Here is a 12,279-nt window from a genome sequence, read left to right on the forward strand (position 1 = left end):
CCGTGGGGCGCCCGCCTCAGGGGAACGACCGCCCCACGAGGCGTCCGCCGCCGTGAAATGACCCATCTCACAACGGCCAGGAGGTACCCCGCGCCCGCCCCGCCGTACCCCGTAAGGTGACGCACGTGGCTGAACCAAGAGACGTGCGCGTGGCGCTGTCGACCGCCTCCGTCTACCCGGAGTCGACGGCGACGGCCTTCGAGATCGCCGCGCGCCTCGGCTACGACGGCGTCGAGGTCATGGTGTGGACCGACCCGGTCAGCCAGGACATCGACGCCCTGCGCCGGCTGTCCGACCACCACGGCGTCCCGATCCTCGCCGTGCACGCGCCCTGTCTGCTGATCACCCAGCGGGTGTGGTCCACCGATCCCTGGGTCAAGCTCCAGCGGGCCCGGTCGGCCGCCGAGAAGCTCGGCGCCTCGACCGTCGTCGTCCACCCGCCGTTCCGCTGGCAGCGCCAGTACGCCCGCGACTTCGTCGACGGGATCTGGCGGATGACGAACGAGACCGACGTGCGGTTCGCCGTCGAGAACATGTACCCCTGGCGCTACCGCGACCGCGAGATGCTCGCCTACGCGCCCGAGTGGGACGTCACCAAGGACGACTACCGGCACTTCACGATCGACCTCAGCCACACCGCGACCGCCCGCACCGACGCCCTGGCCATGATCGACCGCATGGGCGAGCGCCTTGGCCACGTCCACCTCGCCGACGGCCGGGGCTCGGCCAAGGACGAGCACCTCGTGCCCGGCCGCGGCACCCAGCCCTGCGCCGAGGTGCTGGAACGGCTCGCGCACACCGGGTTCGACGGCCATGTCGTCATCGAGGTCAACACCCGGCGGGCGATGTCCAACGCCGAGCGCGAGGCGGACCTCGCCGAGGCCCTGGCCTTCACCCGCGAGCACCTGGCCTCCCCGCTGAAGGTGCCGCGGCGATGAGCGAGGGCACGGCACGGCGGCGCGGACGGCCCTCGCGCGCGGAGGCCACCGACACCCGCGACCGCATCCTCGCCGCGGCCCGCGAGGAGTTCTCCGAGCGCGGGTACGAGAAGACGTCCGTGCGCGGCATCGCCAAGACCGCCGGTGTCGACCCGGCCCTCGTCCACCACTACTTCGGCACCAAGGAACAGGTCTTCGAGGCCGCGATCGAGGTCGCCTTCGCGCCCGCGCTCAGCGCGCCGGAAGCGGTCGCCGAGGGCCCGGTGGACGCCGTCGGCGAGCGCCTCACCCGCTTCGTCTTCGGCATCTGGGAGAACCCCACCACCCGGGCCCCGCTCCTCGCGATCCTGCGCTCGGCCGTGAACAACGACACCGCCGCCGCCGTCTTCCGCCGCCTCGTCTCCTCCCAGCTGCTGCGCCGCATCGCCGCCCAGGTGGACCTGCCGGACGCGGAACTGCGCGCCGAGCTGGCCGGCGCGCAGCTGGTCGGCACGGCGATGCTGCGTTACGTGATCAAGGTGGAGCCGCTGGCCTCGGCCGACCTGGAGCAGATCATCGCGCGGGTGGCGCCGGTGGTGCAGGGGCATCTGGCGGGGAGCTGAGGGGATCCGGCCGGGGGCTGATGGGATCCGGCCGGGAGCTGAGGGGATCCGGCCGGGGGCTGATGGGATCCGGCCGGGAGCTGAGGGGATCCGGCCGGGGGCTGATGGGATCCGGCCCGGGACCGAAGGCGGACCCGACCGGCGCCCGAGGCGGACCTGAGGGGATCCGGCCCGGGACCTGGGGCGGACCTGGCGGCCCGGGGCGGACCTCCCGCACGTGCCTCCGCGCGGCACGCCGGAAGCCCCCGGCCGAGACACGCGTCCCGCATTCCGGACAACCCGTCCCGCCCCCTGGATGACCGGCGTACGCTCGTCACGAGTCGGAAGTCCCTCTGATCAGCCACTTGATCACAGTTTCTGAAGGAGCGAGCGGCCATGCCCGAGCTGAGGTCCCGCACAGTCACCCACGGCCGCAACATGGCGGGCGCCCGCGCCCTTATGCGCGCCTCCGGTGTACCCGGTGCGGACATCGGCCGGAAGCCGGTCATCGCCGTGGCCAACTCCTTCACCGAGTTCGTGCCGGGCCACACCCACCTCCAGCCGGTCGGGCGGATCGTCAGCGAGGCGATCCGGGAGGCGGGCGGCATCCCGCGCGAGTTCAACACCATCGCGGTCGACGACGGCATCGCGATGGGCCACGGCGGCATGCTGTACTCCCTGCCGTCCCGCGACCTGATCGCCGACTCGGTGGAGTACATGGTCGAGGCCCACTGCGCCGACGCCATGGTCTGCATCTCCAACTGCGACAAGATCACCCCGGGCATGCTGCTGGCCGCCCTGCGCCTGAACATCCCGGTGGTCTTCGTCTCCGGCGGCCCCATGGAGTCCGGCCGCGCCACGCTGGTCGACGGCACGGTCCGCACCCTCGACCTGGTCGACGCGATCTCCGACGCGGTGAACGACAAGATCTCCGACGAGGACATCCTCCGCATCGAGGAGAACGCCTGCCCGACCTGCGGCAGCTGTTCCGGCATGTTCACCGCCAACTCGATGAACTGCCTGGCCGAGGCCATCGGCCTCGCCCTCCCCGGCAACGGCTCGGTCCTCGCCACCCACACCGCCCGCCGCGCCCTGTACGAGGACGCGGCCCGCACGGTCATGGACCTGACCCGCCGCTACTACGAGCAGGACGACGACTCGGTCCTGCCCCGCAGCATCGCCACCTTCCAGGCCTTCGAGAACGCCATGGCCCTGGACATCGCGATGGGCGGCTCCACCAACACGATCCTGCACCTGCTGGCCGCCGCCCAGGAGGCCGGTGTCCCCTTCGGCCTGGAGCAGATCGACGCCGTCTCCCGCCGGGTGCCCTGCCTGGCGAAGGTCGCCCCCAACGTGGGGAAGAACCGCACCTACTACATGGAGGACGTGCACCGCGCCGGCGGCATCCCGGCCCTGCTCGGCGAACTGCACCGCGCCGGCCTGCTGAACGAGGACGTCCACGCCGTCCACAGCCCCTCCCTGGCCGACTGGCTCAAGACCTGGGACGTGCGCGGCGGTTCGCCGTCCGCCGAGGCCGTCGAGCTGTGGCACGCGGCCCCTGGCTGCGTCCGCTCCGCCGAGGCCTTCTCCCAGTCCGAGCGCTGGGAGTCCCTGGACGACGACGCCGAGAACGGCTGCATCCGCTCCGCCGAGCACGCCTACTCCAAGGACGGCGGCCTCGCGGTCCTCAGGGGCAACCTGGCCGTCGACGGCTGCGTGGTGAAGACGGCCGGCGTCGACGAGTCGATCTGGACCTTCGAGGGCCCGGCCGTCGTCTGCGAGTCCCAGGAGGAGGCCGTCCAGCGGATCCTCACCCAGGAGGTCAAGGACGGCGATGTCGTCGTCATCCGCTACGAGGGCCCCAAGGGCGGCCCCGGCATGCAGGAGATGCTCTACCCGACCTCGTACCTGAAGGGCCGCGGCCTCGGCAAGAGCTGCGCCCTGATCACCGACGGCCGCTTCTCCGGCGGCACCTCCGGCCTCTCCATCGGCCACGCGTCCCCCGAGGCGGCCTCCGGCGGCACCATCGCGCTGGTCCAGGACGGGGACCGCATCCGCATCGACATCCCGAACCGCACGATCGAGCTCCTCGTCGACGACGCCGAACTGGCCCGCCGCGAGCAGGAGCTGGGCGGGGCGTACGTCCCCGGGAACCGCGACCGGAAGGTGTCGGCCGCGCTGCGGGCCTACGCGGCGATGGCGACCAGCGCGGACAAGGGCGCGGTGCGGGACGTGAGCAAGCTGGGCTGAGCGTCCCTGACGTGACCGGCCGGGGCCGGTTGTGACATGACCGGAGGGGCCGCCTGTGACGGGGCGGCCCCTTCGCGTGTCACCAGGCCGACGGGTCGCGCGCGTCCACGCCGGACACGGTGCCGTCGGGGGCGGTGGCGTAGACGTGGTCCTGGCCGAGGACGGGGGCGGGCACGTCGGTGGCCACCTGGCCGGCCCGGGCCCGGGGCCGCGGTGGCGTCTGGCCCGCGAAGCCTCCCCGCCGCAGGTCCACCGCGAGCAGCCGGCCGTCGGCCACGGAGAAGTACACGTGGCGGTCGTCGGCGACCGGCTCCGAGCCGCGGCTCGCGGAGGTCTCCAGATGCCACAGCGGCTTGTCCGCTCCGGTGTCGACGGCGTCCAGCGCACCGTCCGAGCCGAGGACGAAGACCAGATCGCCGCGCACGGTGGCCCGGGAGTCGTGGTTCGGGGCGGGCAGCGGGACGCGGCGCGTCGTCCCGGACCCGGCCGAGTAGCGGACCACGGCGCGCGTGTCGCCGTAGACGGGGTCCAGGTCGAGGAACGAGACCGCTCCGTTCCCCGCGCCGACCGGCACGAGCACGCCCTTCAGCCGGGTGCTCCACCGCACCGCGCCCGAGCCGGGGTCGATCGCCGAGACGTCCGTGCTCCGCCCGTCGTCCGCCGCGGAGGTGAGGTACGCCAGGGGATCCGTGGGAAAGGAGTCGACGCGCGGTCTGCCGTGACCGGGCGGACGCGCGCTCCATCTCGTCCGTCCCGAGGCGCTGTCCACCCCTGTCACCCGGCCGTCCTCACGGGTCAGCAGCAGCATGTTCGGGGTGTACCGCGCGGCGGTGTCCGTCCCCAGGTCCTGCTGCCGGCGTGTCACGCCCGAATCCGGATCGAGCGCCCGCACATGGCCGTTCTGGTCGCGCACCTGCACAAGTCCGCCCGACAGCACCGGCGTCCCGCTCCACCGGGCACCCGCGAAGGCCCGCCGCCACAGCACCGCGCCGTCGCGCGGATCGAGCGCGAACACCTGCCCGGGCCCGGTGCACAGCAACTTCCCCGTCCCGAAGGCGCATCGAGGCGCTCCGCCGTCCTCGCCCGCCGGTGCCTTCCGCCAAGCCGTGAACCCGGCCGCCACGGGCCGCGGGTGCGCCTCGGACCGTGCCACGCGATCGGTTCCGGTCCAGTGGACCGAGGCGACGAGACCGCCCACGGCCAGAACCGCGGCGGTGCCCGCGAGCACCGTGCGCCCGCGCGGCCGCCGCACGGCGCGCTTCCCGGGTTCCGGCGTGCGGGGCCGTTCCGGCGGCGGGGTGTCCCCGCTGCGCTGCGCCGGTATGAACGCCTGCGTGTCGTAGGAGGCCGCCACCGACCGCAGTTCCCGCATCAGCTCGTCCGGGGTCGGCCGGTCCTCCGGCTCCTTGGCGAGGCAGCGCAGCACGAGGGGCGCGAGACCGTCCGGCACACCGGACAGGTCGGGCTCGTCGTGCACGACCTGATAGGCCACGACATACGGACTGTCGGAGTCGAACGGCCCCCGCCCGGTGGCCGCGTGCACGATCACCGATCCGAGCGCGAAGATGTCGGCGGCGGGACCGACCTCGCGCGGCCGCCGGAACTGCTCGGGGGCCATGAACGGCGGCGTCCCGATCAGCTTCCCGGTCTCGGTGCGCAGTTCGCTGTCGGCCGGCCGGGAGATGCCGAAGTCGATGACCTTCGGCCCGTTCTCGGCGAGCAGCACGTTGCTCGGCTTGAGATCCCGGTGGACGACGCCGACCCGGTGGATGTCGCGCAGCGCCTCCGCCAGCCCGGCCATCAGCCGCCGCAGCTGCGCGGCGTTCATCGAGCCGTTCCGCTTGACCTCCTCCGCGAGCGTCGCGCCGGGAATGAACAGCGTGGCCATCCACGGGCGGTCGGCTTCCGGGTCGGCGTCCACGACGGGCGCGGTGAAGGCGCCGCTCACCCTCCGCGCGGCCGCCACCTCCTGCCGGAAACGGCCCCTGAACTCGGGGTCCCGGGCAAATTCGGCGTGTACGACCTTCACCGCGAGCTTCAGTCCGGAAGCGCTGCGGGCCAGATGCACCACACCCATGCCGCCGGAGCCCAGCTGCGACTCCAGGCGATAGAGGCCGGCGTATTCCGGAAGTTCCGCTTCCGTGTCGGGTCCAGTGTTGCGCTGCGGCGCCATGGACCACCCCCCGTGCTCATCGTCCGTGCGCGCGATTCACGGAGCCTAGTCGAAGCCCCGAGCGGGACAGAGGGGGCTTGTCGGAGCGTCCGTGCGAGTTGTAAACACGTGTTTCGCAGATCGTTCCGGGGGAATCAACGGGACCCCATGACCGCCATGGGGACGTACGGGGGAGTTTTCACATGTCAGTCGAGCGAGTCGAAGAGGCCGGGAGCGCCGGCGAGGGCGTGACGGCCCTCAGTGCGATCACCCGCTACTACTCCGTCGCCCCGGGTGTCCGTCTGAACGTCCGCAGCGGCCCCGGCACCGGATACAACATCACCCGGGTCCTGCTGGAGGGCGCCAAGGTGCCGGTCTACTGCCAGACCCCGGGCACGAACGTGGCGGGGCCGTACGGCACGTCGAACATCTGGGACAACATCAGCAACGACGAGTTCGTCTCGGACGCCTATGTGCAGACCGGCAGCGACGGCTACGTCGCCGGCCGCTGCGCCTGACCCCGCCCGGGGCCCGTGCCCGGCCGCAGCCATAATCGTCCCGTGAGCGACGAAACCGGCACCCCGGCCATCCCCGCGGGCCCCGCGTCCGGCGGCACGGCCCAGGGCGCGGGGCCCCGCCCCGAGGACCTGCGCTTCTTCGGCACGTCCTGGGTGAACCACGACCAGGGGTACGCGGCACGCCGCGCCGGTGTGGCCGTCGGTTCCCTCGCCGCGGCGGCCGCCTCCTGCTTCGTGCTGCGTCTCGCCTTCCAGGGCGTGCGGATCGCCGGCACCGGCTCCTTCGTGTCCGTCCTGGTCGTCGTCATGTTCGCGATCTGCGGCGTGCTCGCGTTCCGCAACACCTGGGAGGGCTTCGGCCGCCGCCAGGATCCGCAGCGCCAGGCCTCTCTGCGCGGACTGCTCGCCGTCGGTTTCATCGGCTCCCTCCTCGCCTACTTCGTCCGTTCCCTCACCGAGGCGCCGGGCGAGAAACTCCACCGCGCGGAATTCGAGAAGGCCCGCGAGGAGTTCGGGCGCCGCTCCTCCCGCCGTACCGGCAATCCCTCGAAGCGGAAGCAGCAGCGAAAGCGGTAGCGGAAAAGCGGCCACTCCGTCACCGCCTCGCGCACCATGACGGCATGACCGCCGCAGCCTCCTCCGCCTCCTCCGCAGCCTCCTCTTCCGCCGGACCGCCGCAGGCTCTCCGCGCCCACTCGTTCAACGCCGCGGCGGCCCAGTACGCCGCGAACCGCCCCTCCTATCCGCCCGCGCTCTTCGACACCCTCGCGGAGCTGGCCGGGCGCCCCCTGGCCGGAGCGCGGACCGTGGACGTCGGCGCCGGGACCGGCATCGCCACCGCGCTGCTGCACGAACGCGGCGCCGAGGTCCTCGCCGTCGAGCCCGGCGAGGGCATGGCCGCCGAGTTCCGCCGCGCGCTGCCCCACATCCCGCTCGTCCGGGGCAACGGCAACGCCCTGCCGGTGGCCGACGCCTACGCCGACCTCCTCACCTACGCCCAGGCCTGGCACTGGACCGACCCGGCCCGCGCGGTGCCGGAGGCCCTGCGCGTGCTGCGGCCGGGCGGCGCGCTGGCCCTGTGGTGGAACACCGACGCCCTCGACGTCGAGTGGATCGCCGAGGCCACCGACCGCGCGAGCCGCTTCTTCGGTGTCGATCTCACCGTCGAGAAGGACAAGGCCACCCGCCGCTTCCGGCAGGCCGACCCCAGCGGCCGGCTGCGCTTCGACCGGCGCACGGTCCGCTGGAGCCGCCGCGTCCCGGTCGACACCCACCTCGCCAACGTCGGCAGCCACTCCCTGCTGCTCGTCTCGCCCGAGGAACGCACGGCCGCCTTCCTGGAGGAGGAGCGCCGCCACCTGCTGAAGGTTTTCCCGGACGGCCTCGTCGAGGAGACGTACGACGTCCTCCTCCTCGTCGCCACCAGGCCCTGATCCCCTCCTCCCTTCCTCCCCTCCCTCCTGCATCCCCTGCATCCCCCGCATCGCCTCCAGCGGCGGCCGGCTCCCGGAACCGGCCGCCGCTCTCGTGTCCCGCGCACCCGCGCACCCGCGCACCGGCGCGCCGCGTACCGATCCACAGGCATACCGGTGTCCAGGCGCACGAGCCCGCCCCCCTTGACGGCGTCCGCCCGCCGGAACATTATTCATCGCATGATGAATAACGTGCCCGGCCCATCCCAGCCCCCGGCACCCGACGCCGTCCACGCCGACGGACTCACCGTCGCCCGCGGCCCCCGAACCGTCCTGCACGACCTCCACTTCACCGTTCCCCGCGGCCGGATCACCGGCCTGCTCGGCCCCTCGGGCTGCGGCAAGTCGACCCTGATGCGCTCCATCGTCGGCACCCAGGCCAGGATCACCGGCACCCTCGACGTCCTCGGCACCCCGGCCGGCCACCCCACCCTGCGCAGCCGCATCGGCTACGTCACCCAGGCCCCGTCCGTCTACGACGACCTGACCGTCCGCCAGAACCTCGACTACTTCGCCGCGATCCTCGACCCCGGCCCGAGCGCCGCCGAACGCCGCCAGGACGTCGAGCGGGTCCTCGCCGACGTGGACCTCGCCGGCCACGCCGACGCCCTCGCCGGCAACCTCTCCGGCGGTCAGCGCAACCGCGTCTCCCTCGCCGTCGCACTCCTCGGCAGCCCCGAACTCCTCGTCCTCGACGAGCCGACCGTCGGCCTCGACCCCGTCCTGCGCCGCGATCTGTGGGCCCTCTTCCGCGACATCGCCACCACCCGCGGCGCCACCCTCCTCGTCTCCTCGCACGTCATGGACGAGGCCGAGCGCTGCGACCGCCTCCTCCTCATGCGCGACGGCCGGATCCTCGCCGACGACACCCCCGAGGCCCTGCGCACCCGCACCGGCACCGACACCGTCGAGGCCGCCTTCCTGCGCCTGGTCGACGAAGCGGCGGCCCGGGAGACCGGCGGCACCGACCGCACCAAGGAGACGACGAACCGATGACCACGACGACCCCCGCCGCGCGCAAGGTGCCGACCGGCGCGTTCAACGCCTCCCGCACCGGCGCCACCGCGGCCCGTGTCCTGCGCCAGCTCCGGCACGACCCGCGGACCATCGCGCTGATGATCCTCATCCCCTGCGTGATGCTGATCCTGCTCCGCTACGTCTTCGACTCCAGCCCGCGCACCTTCGACAACATCGGCGCCTCGCTGCTCGGCGTCTTCCCGCTGATCACGATGTTCCTGGTCACCTCCATCGCCACCCTGCGCGAACGCACCTCCGGCACGCTCGAACGGCTCCTCGCCATGCCGCTGGGCAAGGCCGACCTGATCGCCGGTTACGCCCTCGCCTTCGGCACGGTCGCCGTCGTCCAGTCCGCCCTGGCCACCGGGCTCGCCGTCTGGGGGCTCGGCCTGGACGTCACCGGTTCCTTCTGGCTGCTGCTGCTCGTCGCCCTCCTGGACGCCCTGCTCGGCACGGCCCTCGGGCTCTTCGTCTCGGCCTTCGCGTCCTCCGAGTTCCAGGCGGTCCAGTTCATGCCGGCGGTGATCTTCCCCCAGCTCCTCCTCTGCGGACTCTTCACGCCCCGTTCCGCCATGCACCCCGTGCTGGAGGCGGTCTCCGACGTCCTGCCGATGTCGTACGCCGTCGACGGCATGAACCAGGTCCTCCACCACACCGACGTGACCACGACCTTCGTCCGCGACGTCCTGATCGTGGCCGGCTGCGCGGTGCTGGTCCTGGTCCTGGGCGCGGCCACCCTGCGCCGGCGTACGGACTGACCCCCGGGACGGCGGACCCGGGCGCCGACCGCCGGCCCGTGCGCCCGCACGTCCGTCCACCGGACAATCCCTCCTCGCACCGCACGCCCGGTGCGAGGATGAGCCGCATGAGCCAGAAAGTCGCAGTCCTCGGCACCGGCAAGATCGGCGAAGCCCTGCTCAGCGGGATGATCCGGGGCGGCTGGACCCCCGCGGACCTCCTGGTCACCACCCGCCGTCCGGAGCGCGCCGAAGAACTCCGCACCCGGCACGGGGTCACCCCGGTCACCAACACCGAGGCCGCCAAGACCGCCGACGTCCTGATCCTCACGGTGAAGCCCCAGGACATGGGCACCCTCCTGGACGAGCTCGCCCCCCACGTCCCCGCCGACCGGCTGGTCATCAGCGGCGCCGCCGGCATCCCCACCTCCTTCGTCGAGGAGCGCCTCACCGCCGGGACTCCGGTGGTCCGGGTCATGACGAACACGCCCGCCCTCGTGGACGAGGCCATGTCCGTCATCTCGCCCGGCAGCCACGCCACCGCCGGCCATGTCGCCACCGCCGAGGAGATCTTCGGCGCCGTCGGCAAAACCCTCCTCGTCCCCGAGAACCAGCAGGACGCCTGCACCGCGCTGTCCGGCTCCGGCCCGGCGTACTTCTTCTACCTGGTCGAGGCCATGACCGACGCCGGCATCCTGCTCGGCCTGCCCCGCGACAAGGCCCACGACCTCATCGTCCAGTCGGCCATCGGCGCCGCGGTGATGCTCCGCGACAGCGGCGAGCACCCCGTCAAGCTCCGCGAGAACGTCACCTCCCCGGCCGGCACGACCATCAACGCCATCCGCGAACTCGAGAACCACGGCGTACGGGCCGCCCTCATCGCCGCCCTGGAGGCCGCCCGCGACCGCAGCCGCGAGCTGGCCTCCGGCAAGAAGGACTGACGTCCCGTCCCGGTCCCGCCCGTTCCTGCGAGCGGGACCGACAGGCAGGACGGGCGGGCAGGACGGGCGGGCGGGCTACGGCGAGGCAGCCCGCCCTCAGCCGGCTCTCCGGGTCCGGGCGGGAACGCCTATACGACCGCGTTCAGCGCGGGCTCCGGTACGGGCGGCAGCAGCCCGATGGCCCGGTAGGCCGTATCGACGGTCGGCCGGGCCAGGGCCCGCGCCTTCTCCGCTCCATCCCGGAGCACCCCCTCCACATAGCCGGGATCCGCGCACAGTTCCCGGTGTCTGGCCTGCAACGGCCGCAGCACCTCCACCACGGCGTCCGCGGTGTCCTTCTTCAGAGCGCCGTACGACCCGTAAACGGATGCCAGTGACTCAGGGTTCCCATCCGTGCACGCTGCGAGAATCTCCAGCAGGTTCGCGACGCCCGGCCGCCCCTCACGGTCGTACTCCACGCCCTCGCCGCTGTCGGTCACGGCCCGCATGACCTTCTTGCGCACCACGTCCGGCTCGTCGAGCAGGTAGACGATCCCCGGCCCCGAGTCCTCCGACTTCCCCATCTTCGAGGCCGGTGACTGGAGGTTCATCACGCGTGCGGCCACCTGCGGAGGTGTCGCTCTCGGCACCACGAACGTGAGCCCGTACCGCTGGTTGAACCGCACCGCCAGGTCCCGTGCCAGTTCCACGTGCTGGGCCTGGTCGTCGCCGACCGGGACCTCGTCCGCGCCGTAGGCGAGGATGTCCGCCGCCATCAGCACGGGGTAGGTCAGCAGCGACAGACGCACGCTGCCGCCGCGGTCGCGCTCGCGCGCGGCCTTCTCCTTGTACTGGATCATCCGGCGCATCTCGCCGTCGGTCGCCACGCACTCCAGCAGATACGACAGCCGCGCGTGCTCGTCGACATGGCTCTGCACGAAGACGGTGCACCGGACGGGATCGAGGCCGGACGCCAGCAGCAGCGTCGCCGCCTGCCGGCTGAGCCTGCGCACCCGCGCCGGATCGTGGGCCACGGTCAGCGCGTGCAGATCCACGACGCAGAACAAGGCCTCGGTCCGGTGCTGGTCCACCTCGGCCCAGCGCCGCACGGCCCCCAGGTAGTTCCCCAGCGTCAGGTGCCCGGTCGGCTTGACCCCGCTGAAGACCCTTGTCATCTCCACTCCACCTCCTGGTCGAGGCAGCCGCCCCGGCGGCCGGCTCCCGAGTGCTGGAGGGAGAAACAAGAACGGCCGCCGAAGCGGCGGCCGTAGAAGTGCATACGTGAGCACGGCCGCCGTCAGGCGGCCCACCACTGCTGGGTGCACGTACGCGTAGTCACGGGGCCACAGTACGCCGCCGAGGTGCCCCGAGGAGGGGGGTTGACACACCTCGTCCTCGTGCGTAGTGTTCTCCGAGTTGTCCGACGTGAGCACCGACTCCGGTCGGCCCCGGACAGCCAATCCGCAAGAACCACCTACTGAACGACACTCCGGTGTCCAGTTCTGTCGTGTGCGAATTTGCGAATTGAGGAATCCGCGTTCGAAAGAACACGGCAGCCCGATTGGCTTCGGGAGCCGGGAGTCCGCTAAAGTCTCACTCGTCGGAACGGCCGCAGGGCCGGGAAGACAAACCCGCTGACTGGGAATCAGACGCCGAAAGGATCTGATAGAGTCGGAACCGCCGGAAAGGGAAAC

At 72.3% G+C, this 12,279-nt stretch carries 11 protein-coding genes; 9 read left to right on the top strand and 2 right to left on the bottom strand.

Features of this window, described 5'->3' with window-relative positions; all coding sequences use genetic code 11:
- The first annotated feature begins 125 nt into the window (after positions 1–125).
- The 3 genes from ACIPRD_RS30875 to ilvD all read left to right on the top strand — a co-directional run bounded on the left by ACIPRD_RS30875 (position 126) and on the right by ilvD (position 3,769).
- Complete coding sequence (locus ACIPRD_RS30875; protein WP_356407847.1) at positions 126–938, top strand: sugar phosphate isomerase/epimerase; 813 nt, start codon at positions 126–128, stop codon at positions 936–938.
- Entirely contained in the window at positions 935–1,540 is a 606-nt protein-coding gene (locus ACIPRD_RS30880) for a TetR family transcriptional regulator (protein WP_401567786.1), read from the top strand. Before ACIPRD_RS30875 ends, ACIPRD_RS30880 begins: the two co-directional genes overlap by 4 nt.
- Before the next feature lie 375 nt (positions 1,541–1,915).
- On the top strand, positions 1,916–3,769 hold the full coding sequence (gene ilvD, locus ACIPRD_RS30885) for a dihydroxy-acid dehydratase (RefSeq protein ID WP_356407853.1): 1,854 nt from the start codon (positions 1,916–1,918) through the stop codon (positions 3,767–3,769).
- A gap of 79 nt (positions 3,770–3,848) precedes the next feature.
- Here ilvD and ACIPRD_RS30890 read toward each other — a convergent pair whose 3' ends face one another.
- On the bottom strand, positions 3,849–5,942 hold the full coding sequence (locus ACIPRD_RS30890; RefSeq protein WP_401567789.1) for a PQQ-binding-like beta-propeller repeat protein: 2,094 nt from the start codon (positions 5,940–5,942) through the stop codon (positions 3,849–3,851).
- A gap of 182 nt (positions 5,943–6,124) precedes the next feature.
- Here ACIPRD_RS30890 and ACIPRD_RS30895 point away from each other — a divergent pair, with 182 nt between their 5' ends.
- The 6 genes from ACIPRD_RS30895 (at position 6,125) to proC (ending at position 10,606) form a co-directional block, all read left to right on the top strand.
- On the top strand, positions 6,125–6,439 hold the full coding sequence (locus tag ACIPRD_RS30895; protein ID WP_356407860.1) for an SH3 domain-containing protein: 315 nt from the start codon (positions 6,125–6,127) through the stop codon (positions 6,437–6,439).
- 42 nt (positions 6,440–6,481) lie between these two features.
- Positions 6,482–7,015, top strand: a complete 534-nt coding sequence (locus ACIPRD_RS30900) for an EamA/RhaT family transporter (RefSeq protein WP_401567792.1) — start codon at positions 6,482–6,484, stop codon at positions 7,013–7,015.
- A gap of 44 nt (positions 7,016–7,059) precedes the next feature.
- Positions 7,060–7,872, top strand: coding sequence for a class I SAM-dependent methyltransferase (locus tag ACIPRD_RS30905; RefSeq protein WP_401567794.1), 813 nt, complete (start codon positions 7,060–7,062; stop codon positions 7,870–7,872).
- A 219-nt stretch (positions 7,873–8,091) separates the two neighbouring features.
- On the top strand, positions 8,092–8,907 hold the full coding sequence (locus ACIPRD_RS30910) for an ABC transporter ATP-binding protein (protein WP_356407865.1): 816 nt from the start codon (positions 8,092–8,094) through the stop codon (positions 8,905–8,907).
- The gene (locus ACIPRD_RS30915) at positions 8,904–9,686 is read left to right on the top strand and encodes an ABC transporter permease (RefSeq protein ID WP_401567797.1); all 783 of its coding nucleotides are present in this window, start codon (positions 8,904–8,906) and stop codon (positions 9,684–9,686) included. The genes ACIPRD_RS30910 and ACIPRD_RS30915 overlap by 4 nt, the downstream gene beginning before the upstream one ends.
- 107 nt (positions 9,687–9,793) lie before the next feature.
- On the top strand, positions 9,794–10,606 hold the full coding sequence (proC, locus tag ACIPRD_RS30920) for a pyrroline-5-carboxylate reductase (protein ID WP_356407871.1): 813 nt from the start codon (positions 9,794–9,796) through the stop codon (positions 10,604–10,606).
- A gap of 128 nt (positions 10,607–10,734) precedes the next feature.
- On the opposite strand, the gene trpS is transcribed toward proC, so the two are convergent.
- Complete coding sequence (gene trpS / locus ACIPRD_RS30925; RefSeq protein ID WP_401567827.1) at positions 10,735–11,760, bottom strand: tryptophan--tRNA ligase; 1,026 nt, start codon at positions 11,758–11,760, stop codon at positions 10,735–10,737.
- Between the last annotated feature and the right edge of the window lie 519 nt (positions 11,761–12,279).

Source organism: Streptomyces sp. NPDC090108 (assembly GCF_044747185.1).
GTDB lineage: Bacteria > Actinomycetota > Actinomycetes > Streptomycetales > Streptomycetaceae > Streptomyces.

Bases quoted from the DNA above. Each gene is read 5' to 3' on its own strand.
- ACIPRD_RS30880 (WP_401567786.1), top strand. From the start codon at position 935: ATGAGCGAGGGCACGGCACGGCGGCGCGGACGGCCCTCGCGCGCGGAG.
- ilvD (WP_356407853.1), top strand. From the start codon at position 1,916: ATGCCCGAGCTGAGGTCCCGCACAGTCACCCACGGCCGCAACATGGCG.
- ACIPRD_RS30890 (WP_401567789.1), bottom strand. From the start codon at position 5,942: ATGGCGCCGCAGCGCAACACTGGACCCGACACGGAAGCGGAACTTCCG.
- ACIPRD_RS30895 (WP_356407860.1), top strand. From the start codon at position 6,125: ATGTCAGTCGAGCGAGTCGAAGAGGCCGGGAGCGCCGGCGAGGGCGTG.
- ACIPRD_RS30905 (WP_401567794.1), top strand. From the start codon at position 7,060: ATGACCGCCGCAGCCTCCTCCGCCTCCTCCGCAGCCTCCTCTTCCGCC.
- ACIPRD_RS30910 (WP_356407865.1), top strand. From the start codon at position 8,092: ATGATGAATAACGTGCCCGGCCCATCCCAGCCCCCGGCACCCGACGCC.
- ACIPRD_RS30915 (WP_401567797.1), top strand. From the start codon at position 8,904: ATGACCACGACGACCCCCGCCGCGCGCAAGGTGCCGACCGGCGCGTTC.
- proC (WP_356407871.1), top strand. From the start codon at position 9,794: ATGAGCCAGAAAGTCGCAGTCCTCGGCACCGGCAAGATCGGCGAAGCC.
- trpS (WP_401567827.1), bottom strand. From the start codon at position 11,760: ATGACAAGGGTCTTCAGCGGGGTCAAGCCGACCGGGCACCTGACGCTG.